A 20147-nucleotide genomic window follows, 5' to 3' on the forward strand; every position below is an offset into this window, starting at 1 on the left:
CTCCCCTTCCTTCAACCAAATCGTCCGGTCAAATAATCCCCGGTCTCTTTCTTCCCGGGCCGGGTAAACAGCTCCCGGGTCTCATTCCATTCAATCAAACGCCCCATGTAAAAATAAGCCGTATAATCGGAAACCCGGGCAGCCTGCTGCATGTTGTGGGTCACCATGACAATGGTGAACTCTTCTTTTAATTCCCGGACCAACTCCTCGATTTTGGCAGTGGATACCGGGTCCAGCGCGGAGGTAGGCTCATCCAGCAAGAGGATTTTCGGTTTCACGGCAATGGCTCTGGCAATGCACAACCGTTGTTGCTGTCCGCCGGAAAGCGTCAAGGCAGACTGATGCAAACGATCCTTGACTTCCTCCCACAACCCGACTTTCTTCAAGCTATCCTCAACAAGTCCGTTCAGCTCTTTTTTCTTGGCTCCGTAAATCCGGGGAGCAAAAGCAATGTTTTCATAAATCGATTTGTGAAACGGGTTGGGGCGTTGAAACACCATTCCGATCCGGCGCCGCAAGGCATTGGCATGAATCCCGGGGTCGTTGATGTCAATGCCCTCCACCAAAATTTTTCCTTCCACACGGGCGCCCGAAATCGTGTCATTCATCCGGTTTAAGCATCGCAAAAAAGTGGACTTCCCACACCCGGAGGGGCCGATCAAAGCCGTGACATGATGTTGATGGAAAGGGAGATTCACATCTTTCACCGCATGATTTTCGCCGTAATAAACGTTTAAACCGACGGTTTCCAACTGGACCACCCGATTTTTCGTTTCCAGTTGCCGGCCCTGTTTTACCTTTCCCTTCACAGGCAACCCGACCGTTTGTAACATCCCGCATTCCCCCTTATCGATTGGATGTAAGGCGTGCATGAATCCACCGCCCCAACCAACGGGCAAGCAGATTGAAAATCAAAACAGCGATCACCAGCAAAGCAGAAGCCCCGGCAGCCACTTCCTTGGCATCGGGAATGATCCCTTCGGCATTGACTTTCCAAATGTGAACCGCCAATGTCGATGCCGGGCGGAACGGATTGAACAGTGAAGCCGGTGAGGTAACATCCCAATGGGTAAAGTCCAGCGGAGGCGAAGTCATTCCCGCTGTAAACAACAAGGCGGCGGCTTCCCCAAACACACGGCCCGAGGCCAAAATGGTCCCGGTGATAATCCCCGGCAATGCAGCCGGAAGCAACACTCTGCAAATCGTTTGCCAATGCGTCACTCCGAGAGCCAGACTGGCTTCCTTCTGCTCCCGGGGAACCGAGGACAAAGACTGTTCCACAATCCGCACCATCAAAGGCAGGTTAAAGACGGACAAAGCCAGTGCCCCCGCCAGAAGCGAATATCCCCATCCGGTGTATTGGACAAACACCAACAGGCCGAACAGACCGACCACAATCGAAGGAAGGGAAGACAACACTTCGATACTCAAGCGGATGAAGCCGGTCAGCTTGCCGGGTTTGGCATACTCCGCCATGTAAATGCCGCCACCCAGCCCCAACGGGATGGTGATCAACATCGTCAACACCAGAAGATAAAAGGAATTGAACAACTGCGGCCCGACACCTCCGCCACCGGTCAAAACCGAACCCGGCGCTTCGGTGATAAACGCCCAATCCACCACTTTCAAACCGCGCATCAAAATAAAACCGATCAGTCCGAGCAATATTCCGACGATCAAAACGGCGATCGCATAAAAGATCGCGGTTGCAATCCGGTCGATAACTTTTGCGTTCATGTCAATCTTCTCTCCTTCGGGAAATAAAACGGATCAAAAAAATAAAAATCAGGGTCATGAGTAGCAAAATCAGTGCCATCGACCACAGCACATCCTGTTCGGTTGTTCCTTGGACGGTATTTCCCATGTTTAAAGTGATCACACTGGTCAGGGTGCTGATAGGGGTGGTGAAGCTGACCGGCAAATTGGGGGCATTTCCGATCACCATTTGGACCGCCAAGGCTTCCCCGAACGCCCGGGCCATTCCCAAAACCACTCCGGTCATCAATCCGGGCATCGCCGAACGAACCACCAGCCGGGAAATGGTTTGCCAGCGGGTTGCCCCCAGTGCATAAGAGCCTTCCCGAACCGTTTTGGGGACGGCTTGAATGGCATCTGCCCCGACACTGATGATGGTGGGCAAAATCATCACGGCCAAAACCAGCATTCCGGATAACAAGCCGAATCCGAAACCGCCGGCCACGCTGCGTATCCATGGAACAATGACTGTCAGGCCGATGAATCCGTAAACGACAGACGGAATTCCCACCAACATTTCAGTGACCGGCTGCAAAATTTTCCTCCCCCAACCCGGCGCAATTTCCGTCATAAAGATGGCTGCACCGATCCCGAGCGGGGCACTGATGATCACCGCACCCGCGGCAACCGCCAGCGAACCGGACACAAAAGCAAGCACTCCGTAAAAAGGGCCGCCTTGCTCCGGTGAAATGGCGGGACCCCACTGCAATGAAAAAAATTCAGACAAGGTGATTTTGTTTCGGAAAAACGGGGCAATTCCTTTGGAAGCAATAAACCAGATGAGCGAAAATAAGGTCACGATTAAAATCCACGCACAAAGAAACGTGATGATTTTTCCTTGTTTTTCAATTCTCAACATTTTCCGTTCGGGCTGAATCAGTTCTTCTTTCAGCGAACGTTTTGCGGAAGCAACTTGTTCCATCTTCCATCTCCTTCCTGTCCAATGAAAGGGACAGAATTTGCAAACCCCTGTCCCTTCAGGATGCCGGAAATTATGATTGGATCGGGGTCACCTTGCCTTCAACGTCCCGCTCCACCTTCATTTCGCTGATGGGGATATACCCCAGTTTTTTCACCAATCCGTTTTGCACTTCATCGGACTGGATATATTGGATGAAAGCTTCTTCCAACTCTTTGTTTTTGCCGTTTTTATGGGTGTACATGTGTTCATACGCCCAGATTTTCCATTGATTGGTGTACACATTTTCATTGGTTGGCTCGACACCATCCACTTTCAATGCCTGCACCGAATCATCCACGTAAGAGAAGGCAAGATATCCGATGGCTCCGGGCGTTTCTGAGACGATTTTGAGAACCGTTCCGGATGATTCTTCCTCAATGCCGCCTTCACCGCGGAATTCCTGATTTTCGTTTAATCCGTATTTGGTGAAGGCCGCCCGTGTCCCGGAGCTGGCCGGGCGGTTCACCAAGACTATCGGCTGATCTTTTCCGCCAAGCTCTTTCCAGTTTTTGATTTTGCCTGTGAAAATATCAATCAGCTGTTGCCGGGTCACATCCCCGACCCCGGTATCCGGATGGACAACCGGCGCAATTCCGACAACAAACACTTTATGGTCAACGACTTGATTGGGATCGATTTTTTCTTTTTCTTCAGCGTAAACATCGGAATTTCCGATATCGGCCGTATCATTCATGACCGCACTTAATCCCGCTCCGCTTCCACCTCCCTGAACATTGACTTGCACGCCGGGATTTGTGGCGGTAAAAGCATTGCCCACTTCATCGACGAGCGGTTGCATGGCGGTGGAACCCACCACGGTCAACGTGCCGGACAATTTCCCGTTGCCTGCGCCTTGGCCGTTGCCTCCACAACCTGTCAAAGTTCCGAGGGCGAAAAACAAAACCCCGGCAAGCAAAAAACCTTTTTTCAGCATGGTAAAAGTCCCCCTACTGTCAGGAATGATTCCGTTCAACACTTTGAACTTTAATCTTTTTCTTTTATATACAAATAAAACAGCTGTAAAGATTCTGTTAATCTCTCACAGCTGTTCAGATTCACACGATTTAGTCATCCTTCAGGTGCAGGGGAAAAGTCAACCGGAATGACGTGCCTTGCCCCACCCGGCTTTCCACATCAATCTTGCCTTGGTGCACTTCCACCAAATGTTTCACAATGGCCAATCCCAGACCGGTGCCCCCTGAATCGCGGGATCTGGCTTTGTCCACCCGGTAAAAGCGTTCAAAAATGCGCGGCAAATCCTCGGCCGGTATGCCGATTCCCGTATCGCGAACCACAAGCGTCCATTCTTTGTCATCGCCGGTGGCCCGGACCGTGATGCACCCGCCTGGAGGGGTGTAGTTCATGGCATTGGAAAGCAGATTCAACAAAATTTGCCGGAACCGGTCTTGATCGATTTCCACCTCAAAAGGTTCCGGAATCTCCATGGAAAAGGAAAGCCCTTTGCTGAAGATCCGGTCTTTGACCGTCTTGCTCACATTTTCAAGCAGGGTTTCAACCGGAACCCGTTCCAATTTCAAAGGCATCTTTTTGGATTCGATTTGCGTCAATTCCAGCAAATCGCCAATCAGCCGTTCCAACCGCAAACTCTCTCCATGAATAATGTCAAGAAATTCCCGGCATGTTTCTTGATCGGACATCGCTCCATCCAACAACGTTTCGGCAAATCCCCGGATGGAAGTGATCGGCGTTTTCAATTCATGGGACACATTGGCCACAAAATCTTTGCGCAATTGTTCCAGACGCCGGATGGCAGTCAAATCATGAAAGACCACCACCACGCCGACTCCGTTTTTTTCCACCCACATCGGCGCCAGATTGGCTTCCAGCATTTTTTCTTCCGGATAGTACAAATGGATTTCTTTACGGATTCGCATGTTTTTTTCGGCACACTCGGTAATCAGGGAGCGAATGTCGTAAGGATAAGTTAATTGCTTAAAAGAACGGCCGATCAAATCACTTTCGGGTATCCCGAACATCCGCTCAAACGCCCGGTTGGCCAAACTCACTTTTCCGGTGGCATCAATCATGATCAGGCCGCTTTCCATCGATTCGATGATGCTGTTTAACCGGCGTTCGTTTTTCCGGATCATTTCCATCTGTTTTTGCAAACTGTGGGACATCCGGTTGATCGCCTGCCCCAAATGCGCCATCTCATCCCCGCTTTCATGCCGGATCCGGCGATGAAAATTCTTGCGGGCAATGTCAACTGCCACCTGGGTGATTTCTTCCAACGGACGAGTGACTCCGCCGGCAATGCGGGAACTGAAAAATGCGGCCAAAGCATAAGCAATCAAAAGTCCCAGCACCAGGGAAACCCACACTTGGTGCAACGACTGATTCACTTCTTTGATATCCAAAGACAGCCGGATCGCTCCGACCACTTCTTTTCCTTTTTGAACGGGAACGGCAGCATGCAAATAATCATCCCGGATCGCGGTTCGCACACCCCCTTCTTTCCCGCTTGCCAGTGCATTTTTCACTTCCGGAAGTTGCAGTCCCGTTTTTGAATCCAATGTTGCGTTGCCAAACGGCTTGCCATGTACGTCAAAGAAATTGACGTGCACGCCCAACGTCCGCTCATACAACTCTTTTTGCTTCTTCAAAGCTTGCTGATCCGTCCACTGCACGGTTTCAGCCAACACTTTGCTTTCTTTCTCCAAGCGGTCGGTTAATGAATCCAAATAGGAAGATCTGAGCAGCAAAGCCACAAAAACCCCGGTTCCCAGCACGGAGCACCCGATCAAAATCAAAAAAGACCAAGTGATTTTCGCTCTCAGTGATCTCATCTTTCTTTGGGCCCTTCAAATTTATATCCGATTCCGCGAACGGTTTTGATATAAACGGGGTTGCGCGAATCCGCCTCGATCTTATCGCGCAAATGGCTGACATGAACATCCACAATCCGGGAATCGCCAACATAATCATAATTCCAGACCGCATTGAGCAATTGATCCCTTGACAGCACTTTTCCGCGGTGGCAGGCCAAGTATAAGAGCAACTCAAATTCTTTCGGGGTTAAATCGACCTCCTGGTGATCCCTTAAAACCACATACCCTTCCGGGTCGATTTGCAAATTCCCGATCCGCATCACCGACGGGTTCCCGCGTTCCTGCGCTTCCCTTCTCAACACCTCAATCCGGCGGAAAATGGCTTTGACACGCGCCAAAAGCTCCCGCGGGCTGAATGGTTTGGTCATATAATCGTCAGCACCGAGCTCAAGCCCCAGCACTTTATCCAGTTCATCCGTTTTGGCTGTCAGCATCAAAATGGGAATATGCCTTTTCTCCTGTCTGAGCCTGCGACAGACTTCCAACCCGTCCATTTTGGGCAACATCAAGTCCAACACCACCAAGTCCGGATGGAATTGATCCGCCATCTCCAACGCCATTTCCCCGTCATACGCCACCTCAACCTGATACCCTTCTTTCTTCAGGTTGAATTGCACTAACTTCACAATGGACGGTTCATCATCCACCACCAAGATTTTTTTGCTCATCGCCGTTCGCCCCCCTTTTATTCTCGCCATGAATTATTCCAAATTCTTTCATCTTTTATTTACAAAGCAAATCATAACATAACAAAGTTAAGAAAAAGTAAAAAAAGCACCTTCCCTTAAGAAGGTGCTTTCGTCCTTTGTCAAAAATTATCCAACAGATTGTCCATCATGGGATTTAAGGGTTGCGGCGGCAATACATCAATTTCTCCTTCCGCAATGGTACGCGCATCGCCGGTGACCAACACTTGTAAAGTAATGTTCCGGTCCGCGGGATTCTTGTCCTTCACCGTCAGTGAAAAAGAAATTTCATTTTCCGGATGAAAGGTTTCAGGAAAAGACAAACGCATCTCTTTCACAACGCTTCCGGGTCCCGGCAGCTCTGAAGAAATCAATGCTGAAATCCAACTGACAATGAGTCCGGACGGAACGATCACCTGGCGGTATCTTGTCTGAGCAGCGTAGCTTTCTTTCAGGTAAATGGGATTGCAGTCGTCTGCCGCTCCCAAATAAGCAAAAATATCGCGCAAAATCACCTTTTTCTTGACTTGAATCCCGTCCCCCACTTGAATTTCGTTCCAACCTTTTCCTGTGGTCACTAATTTTCCAAAGTCCAAGCGAACCCCTCCCTATGTATCCGCTTTCATTTTAGCATACTTGAATGAAAATTCATAGAAAAGCAAAAAGACTTAAAAGGCCTTTTTATGCCGGCGGGCAGCTTGATCAATCCGGTTTATGCCTAGTTTTCCCTTCCGCATCGTTTTTTCATGCATCCCACCGCCGTTTTTTGGTAAAGAAAATGCCCGGAGCATCGTCCGACTCCGGGCAAAGGCGCTTGTTATTGCTGTAAAACTTTCATCACGCTTTTCACAGATTCCGCCGATTTGTCCAGGGCTTTCTTTTCCTCTTCCGTCAAATCGAGGACGATCACTTTTTCCAAACCGCTTCCGCCCAAAATGGTCGGCACCCCGAGATACAAATCGTTGTATCCGTATTCGCCCTCCAGATAAGCAACCGCCGGCAAAATGCGTTTTTTGTCTTTCAAAATCGCTTCGGCCATTTGAACCAGCGAAGCGGCCGGCGCATAATATGCGCTTCCGTTCCCCAACAAGTTGACGATCTCTCCGCCGCCTTTGCGTGTCCGTTCCACAATGGCATCCAGACGGTCTTGGGGAATCAGTTTCTCCAACGGGATGCCGCCTGCATAGGAGTAACGCACCAAAGGCACCATGTCATCCCCGTGGCCTCCCAAAACAAATCCGCTGACGTCTTCCACAGACACGTTCAATTCCTGGGCAACAAAAGTGCGGAAACGTGCCGTATCCAACACGCCGGATTGGCCGATCACACGGTGTTTCGGGAAACCGGAGGTACGGTAAACCTCATAGGTCATGGCATCAACCGGGTTCGTCAACACAATGATGATGCAATCCGGGGAATATTTAACCACTTGTTCCGTCACGGAACGGACGACTCCGGCGTTAATGTTGACCAGGTCATCCCGGCTCATTCCCGGTTTGCGCGCCACTCCGGCCGTGATGATCACCAAGTCGGAATCTTTGGTATCTTCATAGTTGCTGGTTCCGATGATGTTGGCGTCAAATCCTTGGACAGGACTGGCTTCCAACATGTCCAACGCTTTTCCTTTCGTGGGGTTTTCCGCTTTTGGGATATCCACAAGTACAACGTCACCCAATTCTTTTTGTGCAAGCATTAATGCTGTTGTACTGCCGGTAAATCCCGCACCGATGACAGAAATTTTTCTGCGTCGAATGGCCATTTGGCATCCTCCTCAAATATTACAAGTTTTGAATCAGGTGGTCTGCAAACTCTGAACATTTGACTTCTGTTGCTCCATCCATTAAGCGGGCAAAGTCATACGTAACGGTTTTGTTGCTGATGGTTTTGCTCATGGATTGGTAAATGAGGTCCGCCGCTTCTTGCCATCCCAGATGTTCCAGCATCAAGACGCCGGACAAGATCACCGAACCCGGGTTTACTTTATCCATTCCGGCATATTTGGGAGCCGTGCCGTGTGTCGCTTCGAAAATGGCGTGACCGGTTTTGTAGTTGATGTTGGCTCCCGGCGCAATTCCGATTCCGCCAACTTGTGCCGCCAATGCGTCGGAAATGTAATCCCCGTTCAGGTTTAAGGTGGCGATGACATCATATTCGGCAGGACGTGTCAGGATTTGTTGCAAGAAGGCATCTGCAATCACATCTTTTACGATGATTTTTCCTTCTGCTTCGGCTTTGGCTTGCGCTTCGTTGGCAGCTTCCGTTCCTTTTTCTTCTTTGATGCGGTCATATTCGGCCCAGGTGAACACCTGATCTTTGTAATCGCGCTCAGCTACTTCATAACCCCAATTTTTAAAGGCCCCTTCGGTAAACTTCATAATGTTTCCTTTATGTACCAAAGTGACACTTTTCCGTCCATGTTCAATGGCATAATCGATGGCCGCTTTCACCAACCGCTCGGTTCCTTCCGAAGAAACCGGTTTGACCCCGATTCCGGCCGTTTCCGGGAAGCGGATTTTTTTCACGCCCATTTCTTCTTGTAAAAATTGGATGACTTTCTTCACTTCTTCGCTTCCGGCTTCCCACTCGATTCCGGCATAAATATCCTCGGAATTTTCCCGGAAGATGACCATATCCACATCCTGCGGTTTTTTCACGGGAGAAGGAACACCTTCAAAATAACGAACCGGACGCAAGCATACATACAAATCCAATTCTTGCCGCAACGCGACATTCAATGAACGGATGCCGCCACCCACGGGTGTGGTCAACGGGCCTTTAATGGCAACGAGATATTCACGAATGGCTGTCAAGGTGTCTTCCGGCAACCATTCTCCCCATTGGTTGTAAGCTTTTTCGCCGGCATACACTTCATACCAGGCAATTTCTTTTTTCCCTTGATATGCTTTTTCAACAGCGGCATCCAAAACCCGTTTGGCCGCCGCCCAGATATCGGGACCGGTTCCGTCGCCTTCGATGAAAGGAATAATCGGATTGTCGGGGACTTGAAGCTTTCCGTTTTGTACTGTAATGGGTTCACCTTTTGTTGGCGCTTCTAACTGTTTAAACAATGCCATCTTTCACACTCCTTTACAATAATCCGAAAAGGGACAGGAGAAAATGGCCCGTCCTGCCCGAACATCTCACTGAACAGGTGCTGGCAGGCATCGATTCAAAGAAAAGCCGGCTACCCGTCCACCTTCACCATTTTATTTTAACAAAATTCAGTGGATCTTGCGAGGTGGGGGAGTTCTGCCCCATCCCGCCACCGCATCAACGGGATGGGGATGATGCCTGAATGAAAGAGAATTGCCTTTTACCTGTTTTCAACCGGAACATAACGTTGGTTGGTCGGCCCCACATACTCCGCACGGGGACGAATGAGACGGTTGTCCCGATATTGCTCCAAGATGTGAGCGGTCCATCCGGTTACACGGCTCATGGCAAAAATTGGCGTGAAAAGATCCCGCGGAATGCCCAAATAAGTGTAAACCGAAGCGGAATAGAAATCGACATTGGGCTTGAGCCCTTTCTTCTCGGTCACCAGTTTCTCGATGGAGGTGGACATGTCGTACCATTTGGTATCCCCGTGTTGAGCTGACAATTGACGGGACATTTCCCGCAAATGTTTGGCGCGCGGATCCCCGTTTTTGTAGACACGATGACCAAAGCCCATGATTTTTTCTTTCCGGTCCAATTTGTCTTGGATCACCGTTTCGATGCGATCCGGGCTCCCGATTTCTTCCAACATGGCCATGACCCGTTCATTGGCTCCGCCATGCAACGGCCCTTTCAAGGTCCCGACCGCTGTCGTCACCGCCGAATAGATATCGGAAAGCGTTCCCGTGGTCACCCGGGCGGCAAACGTGGAAGCATTCAGCTCATGGTCGGCATGGAGCACAAGCGCTTTATCAAACGCTTTCACAGATACGTCGGAAGGCTCTTCGCCCGTTAACATGTACAGGAAGTTTGCCGCAAAGCTCAATCCTTTTTTGGGAGCAACCGGCTCCAATCCTTGGCGGATTCTGGCAAAGGCTGTAATGATGGTCGGGATTTTTGCCGTTAATTTGATCGCTTTTCTTTGATTTGCTTCCAGACTGTTGTCATCGGCTTCCTCATCATACAGGGCCAATGTGGAAACAGCCGTGCGCAACACTCCCATGGGGTGTACATCTTTCGGATACGCTTTCAATTGTTCATAAATGACATCCGGGATTTCCGCATAATCCTCAAAATTTTCCTTTAACTCGTCCAATTCCGACCGGGTCGGAAGATGGCCTTTCCACAATAAGAAAGCCACTTCTTCAAACGTTGCATTATCGGCCAGGTCATCAATGTTATATCCACGGTATGTTAAAACCCCATCAATAATCGAACTGATCTCGGAAGAACACGCCACGATACCTTCAAGACCTTTTGCAACCGTCATATGATCGCTCCTTTACTCAAAGATCTATGCCATGTGGGACACTACCTTTATTGAAAACGGTTAAAATTTTTTAATGAATGAACCATCATTCTCTTTACTAATTATAAAACATCTTTTTCAATAAAACATCATTTGTTCGTATTTACACAAATTTTGGACTTTTCTATTATCCTTGTTTATCAAATAATAATATTTAGCTAAATCATAATAAATATTATTATTTAAATTTATACATTTTGTAATTTTGGTAGTGCCCGGCTTTTTATATCGATTTTCATTTTATCATAAATTGAACAAATTATCACATCAGTTATTCACCATTGTTTATAATTGAACAAATTCAACGAATATTTTGCTTTGATTTTCTCCATGGATTGTCTTTTTCCATGGTATAATAAAACCTCAAAGAACGTTGTAACTGGGAGGTCCGCGTCAGATGGTTTATCCTAAGTGGATGGGAATCATTCTCCGGTCCCTTCTGGTGATCGGCGCACTGCTGGGTACATATTTATTGGTTTCATTCACCATGCCGCTGGTGTATCCCTTTGTGATCGGCTGGTTGATCGCCATGCTTATCGAGCCGATGGTCCGCTGGCTGAACAAAAAGGCCAAAATCCCCCGTTGGGCAGGAGTGACATTGATCCTGTTATTGCTTCTGAGCTTGTTGTTGACGCTGATTATTTTTTTGGTAGCCGAAATCGTGGTTGAATTAACGAAACTGGCGGACTTCCTGCCGGTGATTTTCGATAAGGTCGGCCAAACTTTTGTTCAGACATTCACGAAAGAAAACACTGATGTTCGCCGGATCATTGATACAGTGCAAACGTACCTGGAAAAAAATCCCGAACATGAACAACGCATCTCCCAAAGCATCCAGGAAAATATCGGGGTGATTGCCGATAAAGGAAGCGAATTCATCACCGGAATCCTTGTGGCCATCGGACAGTTTATCAGCAATCTGCCTTATTTAATCACGGTCCTTGTCTTTATCACGCTCGCCGCACTGTTTATCGGTTGGGACTGGCCGCGCTTACGAAAAAAAATATTATGGGTGATCCCCGTTGACATACAAAAAACAATCCGTACCATTTTAACGGATTTAAAAAAAGCGTTACTCGGATTTGTCCGTGCACAACTTGCACTGGTCACCATCACTGCCGTGATCATGTTGATCGGGCTCACGATATTAAAAGTTCCGTATGCCTTTACCATCGCATTTATCATCGGGCTGGTGGACTTACTGCCTTATCTGGGTGTCGGCGCCGTTTTGGTTCCCTGGATCATTTATTTGTTTTTGACCGGAAACCTTCAATGGGCGATCGGTCTTTCCATCACTTACGGAATCATTATCACCGTCCGTCAATTCCTTGAACCCAAATTGGTGGCAAGCAGCATCGGCATTGATCCGCTGCTCACCCTGATCTCGTTGTTTGTCGGCTTAAAGCTGTTTGGCATGATCGGGCTGATCCTGGGACCGGTTACGGTGGTGATTTTAATGGCTCTTCACCGGGCTCGTGTCTTCCAAGATGTCTGGAAATACATCCTCGGTCATCAACCGCCGGTTCTCCGGCAGAAAAAGGATTGACAGAAAAAACCCCATCCCCAAGCAAACAAGGAGTCCGAATCGGACTCCTTTTCAATATCTCCGGTACCATATGATTTCCCCGCGTTCGATTTTCTTCTTCAACCATCGGATGATCCAATGCTTGACAATCGCACGGGTATAAGGAAAGACCAAAAGAAAACCGGCCGCATCCGTAAAAAATCCGGGCGTGATGAGCAAAATGCCTCCGCTCAAAATACAAGCCCCGTCAAGCAAAGCTTCGCCGGGCAATTCCCCGTTTTGCATTTGGATCATGGCCAACCGGTACGTATTCCAACCTTCCCGTCTGGCAAAATAGGCTCCCAGCACTGCGCTCAAAAAAACGAGCATGATGGTCGGCAGGGCCCCGATCCATCCTCCGATTTCAATGAACAGCCAGATTTCCAATGCCGGGATGACGATGATCGCACCGAGAAGAAACAAAAACAGATTTCTCATTTTCCTTCCTCCGTGAAACGGATGAACCAATCATAAAGCTCCGGAACCGCTTTCTTCAAATTCACCCGCTTCATGTTCCGGTCCACCCATAAATGAGAGGATTCCCCTTTTGCCAGACATTGGCCGGTCTCAAGGTTTACCACTTCATAAGAAAAAATGATTTTCCACTTGTTCCAGTCTTTGATGCTTGTCCGCACAACCACCAAATCATCATATTTGGCAGAATACAGATATTTGCAGTGAATATCCACAACCGGCAGCAAAATGCCTTTCTCTTCCAATTTTTTATATGAAAATCCGTGTTCCCTCATGAATTCGGTACGCCCCGACTCAAACCAAACCAGATAATTGGCATGATAGACCACGCCCATTTGGTCCGTTTCCTGATAACGGACACGCAGCTTCGTTTCGGCCGTCTTTTTCATCATACGGATTCCCCCTTCGAATTGCACCGGTGACTTTTGACATATTGTTTTATTTGTCAACCTTTTTTTATAATAGCCTTAGCATAAATCAAACGGGAGCTTTCTTTACACATATTTTAAATCTTCCTCTCACATAATGTGAGTAACCACCCTCTTCATCCAACTCATATACAAACAAGGAGGGAAATCAATGAGCCGCAAAAAGAAGAAAAAGTTGCGCAGGAAACTTCGCTGGTGGGTCTTTCCGCGTTTGGGTCTGGTTCCATTTTCATTTTAATCATAACCGTCTTAAAGAAAAAGCGCTGGCTGATCCAGCGCTTTTTCTACAGAACGTTTGCCCTTCCTGAGTAAATTTGTCCGTGTTCCCCATCGACAGTCACTTCACTTTCGTTTGCCAACAGTTTCACGGCGTCTTTCACTCCCACAACCACCGGAATGCCCAAGCTGACACCAACCACCGCAGCATGCGAAGTCAAACCGCCTTCTTCGGTAATGACAGCCGAAGCCTTTTCAAATGCTTCCATCATGTCTTTATCCGTGCTGTGTGTCACAATGACGCCGCCTTTGACCATCTTGCGATTCAACTCATCCGCATTTCTTGCCACGACCACCGGACCGGTCACGACTCGTTTGCCGATTCCCTGTCCTTGAGCCAACACGCCGCCAATCACATGCACTTTCATCAAATTGGTGGTTCCTGATTTTCCGACTGGCACCCCGGCCGTAATGACGACCAGATCCCCTTGTTTCACGTATTGGTTTTCCAATGCCGTGGAAATGGCATAAGTAAACATTTCATCCGTTGTTTCCGCATTGATTCCCTTGATGGGATAAACTCCCCACACCAGCGATAATCTTCGCAAGGTCGATTCATTGGGCGTCACGGCAATCACGGGTGTTTTCGGGCGGTATTTGGACACCATGCGTGCGGTATATCCGGTTTCGGTCGGGGTCACGATCGCCGAACATTCCAATTTGTAAGAGGTATGCACCACGGCCTGGCTGATGGACTCGGTAATCGTGTGGCTGATCTCTCTGATTTTTTGTTGAAAACGTTCTTGATACCGAAGCGATGATTCCGTGCGAACGGCAATGCGTGCCATGGTACTGACGGATTCAACCGGATATTTCCCGGCTGCCGTTTCCCCGGACAACATGATGGCATCGGTTCCGTCCAAAATCGCATTGGCCACGTCGCTGGCTTCCGCCCGGGTGGGCCTTGGATTGCGTTGCATGGAATCCAGCATTTGCGTCGCCGTGATCACCGGTTTGCCCAGATGGTTGGATTTTTTGATCATTTCTTTTTGGACAATCGGCACTTCTTCAACGGGAATCTCCACTCCCAAATCGCCACGGGCCACCATCAAACCGTCACTGACATCCAAGATGCTGTCCAGGTTGTCAATTCCTTCCTGGTTTTCAATTTTGGAGATAATCGGGATATTGGCTTGGTGCTCCTCCAAAATTTCCCGGATTTCCAAAACATCCTGGGGCTTTCTCACAAAAGAGGCCGCAATAAAATCGACTCCCTGTTCAATTCCGAAAAGAATATCTTTGGCATCTTTCTCCGTGATGCCCGGAAGGTTTATTTTGACTCCCGGGATATTCACCCCTTTGCGGCTTTTTAAAACACCGCCATTGTCAATGATGCATTCGATCTCGGAGCCATGAACCCGTTCCACGGTTAATCCGATCAAACCGTCATCAATCAAAATCGTGGCGCCCGGTTGGACATCCTGCGGCAACCCTTGGTAGGAGACGGAAATCCGTTTTTCATTCCCCAATACCTGTTCGGTTGTTAGTGTGACCTTGTTTCCGGCAACCAATTCAATCTCCGGCTTTTCCAAATCACCGGTGCGGATTTCCGGGCCTTTGGTATCCAGCAAAATCGCAATATTTTTTCCTTCTTCTTTCGCCGCTTGCCGGATATTTTCAATCCGCTGTTTATGTTCTTCATGAGAGCCGTGGGAAAAATTCAAGCGGGCCACATCCATGCCGCTTTGAATCAGCTTTTTTAGCACCGGGATCTTTTCACTCGCCGGACCAATCGTACAGACAATCTTTGTTTTACGAAGCATCCTGCTACTCATCTCCTCATGTTAAATCGATAATATCTTTGCCAAGTCATATAATTCCATATCGGGTTGATGCTTCATGGAAAAAGCCTCATCAAAGTCAATTCCGACCAATTTATTATTTTGAATCGCCACCATTTTATCCTTTTCTCCTCCACGCAAAAGATCGACCGCTTTAGCTCCCATCCGGCTGGCTAAAACACGGTCGAAAGCAGTAGGAGATCCTCCGCGCTGCACATGTCCCAACACGGTCACTCTTGTCTCAACGCTGAGTTTTTCTTTGATTTTCTCTGCAAATTCGACGCCGCTGCCCACACCCTCAGCAACAATGATGATGCTGTGTTTCTTCCCGCTTTCCGCTGCTTGTTTCAACCGGTTAACCACATCATCCAGATCATACGGCGATTCCGGAATCAAGATGGATTCGGCCCCGTCGGCCAATCCGGACCAGAGGGCAATGTCCCCCGCATTTCTTCCCATCACTTCGATTACATAAGTGCGCTCATGGGAAGTGGCGGTATCCCGAATCTTGTCAATGCAGTCGATGACGGTGTTGACTGCTGTGTCAAACCCGATCGTGAAATCCGTACCCGGAATGTCATTATCAATGGTTCCGGGAACCCCCACAGCAGGGAAACCCAATGCCGTCAATTTTTGGGCTCCCCGGAAACTGCCGTCTCCGCCAATGACCACCAATCCGTCGATTTCATGCTTTCTCAATTGCTCGACCGCTTTTTTCCGGCCTTCCTCTGTTTGAAACTCTTTGCAACGAGCACTATATAAAATGGTACCGCCGCGATGAATGATATCCCCGACCGATCTTAAACTCAACGGGCGGATATCCCCGTTGATCAAACCAGAATAACCGCGGATCACTCCATACACTTCCAGGCCATGATAATGTCCGCTGCGCACAACGGCACGAATGGCGGCGTTCATGCCCGGAGCATCACCACCGCTTGTAAGTACAGCTATACGCTTCATTGTTCAAATCACCTCATCAGATTCAGTATATCCCAGCCCTCAGGGACAAAAAACGTCCAACCGGGACAAAAAGAGAAACCGTCAAAACGGCTTCTACTTTGTGACCATTGAAGTAAATTCTCCGATCTTGGAAAATTTTTGATACCGATCCTCAATCAGTTCGTCTCCTGAGAGCAAAAGCAAAGATGACAGATGTTTGTTTATTGCTTGTTTAATATATTTTGATTGTAACATGGGATCTTGGTGAGCTCCACCTTTTGGTTCTGAAATAATTTCGTCAATGACTCCTAATTTTTTCAAATCTGCTGAGGTTATCTTCAAAGCTTCGGCTGCTTCCTGGGCTTTTGCCGCATCCCGCCACAAAATGGCTGCGGCCCCTTCCGGCGAAATCACCGAATAATAAGCATGCTCCAGCATCAACAAGCGGTTGCCGACACCGATGCCGAGTGCGCCTCCGCTTCCCCCTTCACCGGTGGTGACACAGATGATCGGGACCGAAAAACCGGCCATTTCCCGCAAATTCCTGGCGATCGCTTCACTCTGTCCCCGTTCTTCCGCTTCAATTCCCGGATGGGCCCCTTGTGTATCAATGAAGCAAATGATCGGTCGGCCGAACTTGTCGGCTTGTTGCATCAAACGAAGCGCTTTTCGGTACCCTTCCGGATGGGGAAGGCCGAAATTGCGGGCAATTTTATCTTTCGTGTCCGTGCCCCGTTCATGTCCGATCACCGTCACCGGACGCCCGTCCAACTTGGCAATGCCTCCGACAATCGCCGGATCATCCCCGTAGAGCCGGTCCCCATGCAATTCCATAAAATCAGTAAAAATGGTCCGGATGTAATGCAGGGTCGTCGGACGGTTCGCATGCCGGGCAATCTGGATCTTTTGCCAGGTTGTCAAATTCCCGTATATCTCATTTTCCAAACGGGCGGCTCTGTCTTCCAGCTTTGCGATTTCATCCGACAGATCGAGATTTTTTTCCTGCGAAAAATTCTCAAGTTCCTCAATTCTTTTTCTTAATTCAATCAGTGGTTTTTCAAATGGCAATGCATTTTTCATCAAGCTTCCCTCCTATCGGCGTGAAAATCCAAAATCCGTATCAGGGTTTCACGCATATCTGAACGGGGAACCACTTGATCCAACTGGCCGTGTTTCAACAAAAACTCCGCTGTCTGAAAATCATCCGGCAATTTTTGGCGAACCGTTTGCTCGATGACCCGGCGTCCTGCAAAGCCGATCAAAGCCCCCGGTTCCGCGATGTTGATATCCCCGAGGGAGGCAAAGCTCGCAGAGACTCCGCCCGTGGTCGGATGGGTCAAGACAGAAACAAACAATACACGATTCCGGTGCAATTTTTCCAGAGCCGCACTGGTCTTGGCCATTTGCATCAAGGATAAAATCCCTTCCTGCATCCGTGCCCCTCCGGAAGCACAAAACAGAATAAACGGGTACTTTTTCAGAACCGCTTTTTCCGCCGCACGGGCAATTTTTTCCCCGACGACCGACCCCATGCTCCCCATGCGAAAACGGGAGTCCATCACACCCAACACAACCGGATAGCCTCCCATGTTACCTTCACCGGTTATAATCGCTTCATTCAGATTGCTTTTTTCCATATCTTTTTTCAGTTTCCCCTGATAACCCGGAAATTCCAAAGGGTCGGCTGACCGCAAATCCGCGTCATATTCGATAAAACATCCGCTATCCACCAATGACTCAATGCGCTCCCATGCGGTCATGGGAAAATGATAACCGCACGCCTTGCACACTTTCAGGTTTTTTTCCAGCTCTTTTGTAATCAAGATTGTCCGGCATTTCGGGCATTTTTGCATAATCCCTTCGGGAATCTCTTTTTTGACCTGTTCTGAAGGAATGGTTGCGTACTTTTTCTGTTTCCTGAATAAATCTCGTAACACGTTAACACCTTCTCTGAAAGTCTTCTTTTCAATCTGTCAAGTCCAATTCCATTCCACTTGTCGATTCATGATGACTGATTCCGGTCCGAATCGATCGCCAGGCGGCAAAGAGCCGTTCCAAGCAAGAGATGGCGGACCACTCCCGTTTCTCCTTGATTGCATCCACAATTTCCTCGTAGCACGCGATCATCTTCCGGTAAATCTTCTCCTCATCGTCCTTCTCTTTGCTGATCGCCTTTTCAAAACAAACAACGGGATGCCAAACACGGGTTAACAGATAGTTGTCTGTTAACTTGATCAAATAAGCATGAAAATCCATCATCACTTTTTTTGGATTTTGATGATCATAAACCAGCCTTTTCATTTTCTCCACCAGATACTCCAAATGAGCCGTCTGCTCTTTTGTCACCGGGTGTTTTTGAATGAGACGAACCGCTCCGATCTCCAGGATCATCCGCATTTCCATGACGTCTTTCTTGGCATTTTCGTTTTTTAAAATGAATCCTGCCAACAGATCGACAAATTGATGGGCATAGACAGGCTCCAGGAAAGTTCCTTCCCCTCTCCGGGTACTGATCAATCCCAACAGTTCGAGTGAGCGCAAAACCTCCCGAACCGACGATCGTCCGGCATTTAACCGCTCGGACAATTCTCTCTCGGAAGGGAGGCGGTCACCCGGCCTGAGCCCGTCTTCTTCTATCAGTTTGTGTATTCCTTTAAAAATTGCTTCAAATTTACTGGATCCACTCATCGTTTTCATCCATCACGCCTTATTTCTGTCACGGTACATATACTTTGGTCCATTGGATTGTTTTTTGGCGAATTTCCTCCGGATCGACTTGAATTCGCGCCTCACCGGTTTCCATCGCCGCTTTGGCAACTTCCATGGCCACTTTCGGGGCCACACGCGGATCAAAAGGAGCGGGAATCACATAATCCGGACTCAACTCATGTTCCTCAATCAGACTTGCGATGCCATGCGTAGCGGCAATCTTCATTTCCTCGTTGATCGCTTTGGCCCTCACATCCAAGGCTCCCCGGAAAATCCCCGGAAAGGCCAAAACATTGTTCACCTGATTGGGGAAATCGGACCGTCCCGTTCCCACCACTTTCGCCCCGGCTTGTTTCGCTTCTTCCGGCATGATTTCCGGAACGGGATTGGCCATGGCAAAAATAATCGGGTCTTTGTTCATGGATCGAACCATTTCCGGCGTCACCGCACCGGCTACCGAAACACCGATAAACACATCGGCGCCTTTCATCACATCGGCCAATTCCCCGCGCAGCATCCGGTGGTTGGTCATTTCAGCCACTTTTTCCTTCACGGGATTCATCCCGTAGGGACGCCCTTTGTAAATGGCACCTTTGCTGTCACACATCACCACATCGCGGACGCCCATATTGAGTAACATTTGAATAATGGCAATACCCGCGGCTCCGGCACCATTGGCGACAACCCGGATTTCTTCCATCTTTTTGCCAACCACTTTCAAAGCGTTGATCAACCCGGCCAAAGTGACAATGGCGGTGCCGTGCTGATCATCGTGAAAGACCGGGATGTCCAGTTCTTTTTTCAACCGCTCTTCAATGATGAAACAATTGGGAGCGGCGATATCCTCCAGGTTGACCCCGCCAAATGTGGGGGACATAAATTTGACCGTCTCTACAATTTTATCGATTTCCGTCGTATCAAGGCAAATCGGAATTGCATCGACACCTGCAAACGATTTGAACAGGACCGCTTTTCCTTCCATCACCGGCAGGGCAGCTCCCGGACCAATATTCCCCAATCCCAACACGGCGGTGCCGTCAGTAACGACAGCAACCAGATTTCCTTTCATCGTATAATCATAAATGACGCCCGGATCCTTGTGAATTTCCCGGCAAGGTTCGGCAACACCCGGTGAGTAAGCCAAACTGAGATCATACGCCGACTCGACAGGAACCTTTGATTGCATCGTGAGCTTTCCGCGCTTTTCCCGATGCAACCGCAATGCTTCTTCGCGCAAATTAGCCAATACCGATTCGC

The 20147-nt window shown here is 48.7% G+C and carries 19 protein-coding genes; 1 reads left to right on the plus strand and 18 read right to left on the minus strand.

From position 1 onward, the window contains the following. Nucleotides 1–11: 11 nt before the first annotated feature. The 10 genes from pstB to citZ all read right to left on the minus strand — a co-directional run bounded on the left by pstB (nt 12) and on the right by citZ (nt 10677). A complete protein-coding gene (gene pstB, locus I8U23_RS10000; RefSeq protein WP_082240562.1) occupies nt 12–833 on the minus strand; it encodes a phosphate ABC transporter ATP-binding protein PstB in 822 nt (273 codons plus the stop codon). A 13-nt stretch (nt 834–846) separates the two neighbouring features. Then, on the minus strand, nt 847–1737 hold the full coding sequence (gene pstA / locus I8U23_RS10005; RefSeq protein ID WP_198051007.1) for a phosphate ABC transporter permease PstA: 891 nt from the start codon (nt 1735–1737) through the stop codon (nt 847–849). A gap of 1 nt (nt 1738) precedes the next feature. Then, the gene (gene pstC / locus I8U23_RS10010) at nt 1739–2677 is read right to left on the minus strand and encodes a phosphate ABC transporter permease subunit PstC (protein ID WP_049719774.1); all 939 of its coding nucleotides are present in this window, start codon (nt 2675–2677) and stop codon (nt 1739–1741) included. A 70-nt stretch (nt 2678–2747) separates the two neighbouring features. Next, nucleotides 2748–3650: a phosphate ABC transporter substrate-binding protein PstS family protein gene (locus I8U23_RS10015; protein ID WP_198051008.1), complete on the minus strand. Its 903-nt coding sequence runs from the start codon at nt 3648–3650 to the stop codon at nt 2748–2750. Between the two features lie 130 nt (nt 3651–3780). Beyond that, entirely contained in the window at nt 3781–5523 is a 1743-nt protein-coding gene (gene pnpS, locus I8U23_RS10020; protein WP_037993447.1) for a two-component system histidine kinase PnpS, read from the minus strand. Then, a complete protein-coding gene (locus I8U23_RS10025; protein ID WP_037993448.1) occupies nt 5520–6233 on the minus strand; it encodes a response regulator transcription factor in 714 nt (237 codons plus the stop codon). Before I8U23_RS10025 ends, pnpS begins: the two co-directional genes overlap by 4 nt. 140 nt (nt 6234–6373) lie before the next feature. Further along, the gene (locus I8U23_RS10030; protein WP_037993451.1) at nt 6374–6847 is read right to left on the minus strand and encodes an FAS1-like dehydratase domain-containing protein; all 474 of its coding nucleotides are present in this window, start codon (nt 6845–6847) and stop codon (nt 6374–6376) included. Nucleotides 6848–7068: 221 nt separating this feature from the next. After that, on the minus strand, nt 7069–8010 hold the full coding sequence (gene mdh, locus I8U23_RS10035) for a malate dehydrogenase (protein ID WP_037993452.1): 942 nt from the start codon (nt 8008–8010) through the stop codon (nt 7069–7071). Nucleotides 8011–8029: 19 nt separating this feature from the next. After that, complete coding sequence (gene icd / locus I8U23_RS10040; RefSeq protein WP_037993454.1) at nt 8030–9325, minus strand: NADP-dependent isocitrate dehydrogenase; 1296 nt, start codon at nt 9323–9325, stop codon at nt 8030–8032. A gap of 239 nt (nt 9326–9564) precedes the next feature. Next, entirely contained in the window at nt 9565–10677 is a 1113-nt protein-coding gene (gene citZ / locus I8U23_RS10045; protein ID WP_198051009.1) for a citrate synthase, read from the minus strand. 436 nt (nt 10678–11113) lie between these two features. On the opposite strand from citZ, the gene ytvI reads away from it, so the two are divergent. Further along, nucleotides 11114–12262: a sporulation integral membrane protein YtvI gene (ytvI, locus tag I8U23_RS10050; protein WP_037997610.1), complete on the plus strand. Its 1149-nt coding sequence runs from the start codon at nt 11114–11116 to the stop codon at nt 12260–12262. Between the two features lie 51 nt (nt 12263–12313). Here ytvI and I8U23_RS10055 read toward each other — a convergent pair whose 3' ends face one another. From I8U23_RS10055 to ystJ, 8 genes are all read right to left on the minus strand, one after another. Further along, the gene (locus I8U23_RS10055) at nt 12314–12718 is read right to left on the minus strand and encodes an FxsA family protein (RefSeq protein WP_037997612.1); all 405 of its coding nucleotides are present in this window, start codon (nt 12716–12718) and stop codon (nt 12314–12316) included. Further along, on the minus strand, nt 12715–13146 hold the full coding sequence (locus I8U23_RS10060; protein ID WP_156473310.1) for an acyl-CoA thioesterase: 432 nt from the start codon (nt 13144–13146) through the stop codon (nt 12715–12717). Before I8U23_RS10060 ends, I8U23_RS10055 begins: the two co-directional genes overlap by 4 nt. A gap of 320 nt (nt 13147–13466) precedes the next feature. Next, nucleotides 13467–15221: a pyruvate kinase gene (pyk, locus tag I8U23_RS10065; RefSeq protein WP_198051010.1), complete on the minus strand. Its 1755-nt coding sequence runs from the start codon at nt 15219–15221 to the stop codon at nt 13467–13469. A gap of 21 nt (nt 15222–15242) precedes the next feature. After that, nucleotides 15243–16202 carry a 6-phosphofructokinase gene (gene pfkA, locus I8U23_RS10070; protein ID WP_037997618.1) on the minus strand — a complete coding sequence of 320 codons (960 nt, stop codon included), beginning with the start codon at nt 16200–16202 and terminating at the stop codon, nt 15243–15245. Between the two features lie 93 nt (nt 16203–16295). Next, nucleotides 16296–17261: an acetyl-CoA carboxylase carboxyltransferase subunit alpha gene (locus tag I8U23_RS10075; protein WP_037997620.1), complete on the minus strand. Its 966-nt coding sequence runs from the start codon at nt 17259–17261 to the stop codon at nt 16296–16298. Next, nucleotides 17261–18118 carry an acetyl-CoA carboxylase, carboxyltransferase subunit beta gene (accD, locus tag I8U23_RS10080; protein ID WP_037997623.1) on the minus strand — a complete coding sequence of 286 codons (858 nt, stop codon included), beginning with the start codon at nt 18116–18118 and terminating at the stop codon, nt 17261–17263. Before accD ends, I8U23_RS10075 begins: the two co-directional genes overlap by 1 nt. Before the next feature lie 28 nt (nt 18119–18146). After that, complete coding sequence (locus tag I8U23_RS10085) at nt 18147–18869, minus strand: FadR/GntR family transcriptional regulator (RefSeq protein ID WP_052186870.1); 723 nt, start codon at nt 18867–18869, stop codon at nt 18147–18149. Nucleotides 18870–18897: 28 nt separating this feature from the next. Beyond that, the gene (ystJ, locus tag I8U23_RS10090) at nt 18898–20136 is read right to left on the minus strand and encodes an NADP-dependent malic enzyme (RefSeq protein WP_276319275.1); all 1239 of its coding nucleotides are present in this window, start codon (nt 20134–20136) and stop codon (nt 18898–18900) included. Nucleotides 20137–20147: the final 11 nt, after the last annotated feature.

The organism is Thermoactinomyces sp. CICC 10735 (assembly GCF_016055175.1).
GTDB lineage: Bacteria > Bacillota > Bacilli > Thermoactinomycetales > Thermoactinomycetaceae > Thermoactinomyces > Thermoactinomyces vulgaris.

Bases quoted from the DNA above. Each gene is read 5' to 3' on its own strand.
- mdh (WP_037993452.1), bottom strand. From the start codon at position 8,010: ATGGCCATTCGACGCAGAAAAATTTCTGTCATCGGTGCGGGATTTACC.
- I8U23_RS10085 (WP_052186870.1), bottom strand. From the start codon at position 18,869: ATGAGTGGATCCAGTAAATTTGAAGCAATTTTTAAAGGAATACACAAA.
- icd (WP_037993454.1), bottom strand. From the start codon at position 9,325: ATGGCATTGTTTAAACAGTTAGAAGCGCCAACAAAAGGTGAACCCATT.
- I8U23_RS10025 (WP_037993448.1), bottom strand. From the start codon at position 6,233: ATGAGCAAAAAAATCTTGGTGGTGGATGATGAACCGTCCATTGTGAAG.
- citZ (WP_198051009.1), bottom strand. From the start codon at position 10,677: ATGACGGTTGCAAAAGGTCTTGAAGGTATCGTGGCGTGTTCTTCCGAG.
- I8U23_RS10075 (WP_037997620.1), bottom strand. From the start codon at position 17,261: ATGAAAAATGCATTGCCATTTGAAAAACCACTGATTGAATTAAGAAAA.
- pnpS (WP_037993447.1), bottom strand. From the start codon at position 5,523: ATGAGATCACTGAGAGCGAAAATCACTTGGTCTTTTTTGATTTTGATC.
- I8U23_RS10060 (WP_156473310.1), bottom strand. From the start codon at position 13,146: ATGATGAAAAAGACGGCCGAAACGAAGCTGCGTGTCCGTTATCAGGAA.
- pstA (WP_198051007.1), bottom strand. From the start codon at position 1,737: ATGAACGCAAAAGTTATCGACCGGATTGCAACCGCGATCTTTTATGCG.
- I8U23_RS10055 (WP_037997612.1), bottom strand. From the start codon at position 12,718: ATGAGAAATCTGTTTTTGTTTCTTCTCGGTGCGATCATCGTCATCCCG.
- pstC (WP_049719774.1), bottom strand. From the start codon at position 2,677: ATGGAACAAGTTGCTTCCGCAAAACGTTCGCTGAAAGAAGAACTGATT.
- ytvI (WP_037997610.1), top strand. From the start codon at position 11,114: ATGGTTTATCCTAAGTGGATGGGAATCATTCTCCGGTCCCTTCTGGTG.
- pfkA (WP_037997618.1), bottom strand. From the start codon at position 16,202: ATGAAGCGTATAGCTGTACTTACAAGCGGTGGTGATGCTCCGGGCATG.
- I8U23_RS10015 (WP_198051008.1), bottom strand. From the start codon at position 3,650: ATGCTGAAAAAAGGTTTTTTGCTTGCCGGGGTTTTGTTTTTCGCCCTC.
- pstB (WP_082240562.1), bottom strand. From the start codon at position 833: ATGTTACAAACGGTCGGGTTGCCTGTGAAGGGAAAGGTAAAACAGGGC.
- pyk (WP_198051010.1), bottom strand. From the start codon at position 15,221: ATGCTTCGTAAAACAAAGATTGTCTGTACGATTGGTCCGGCGAGTGAA.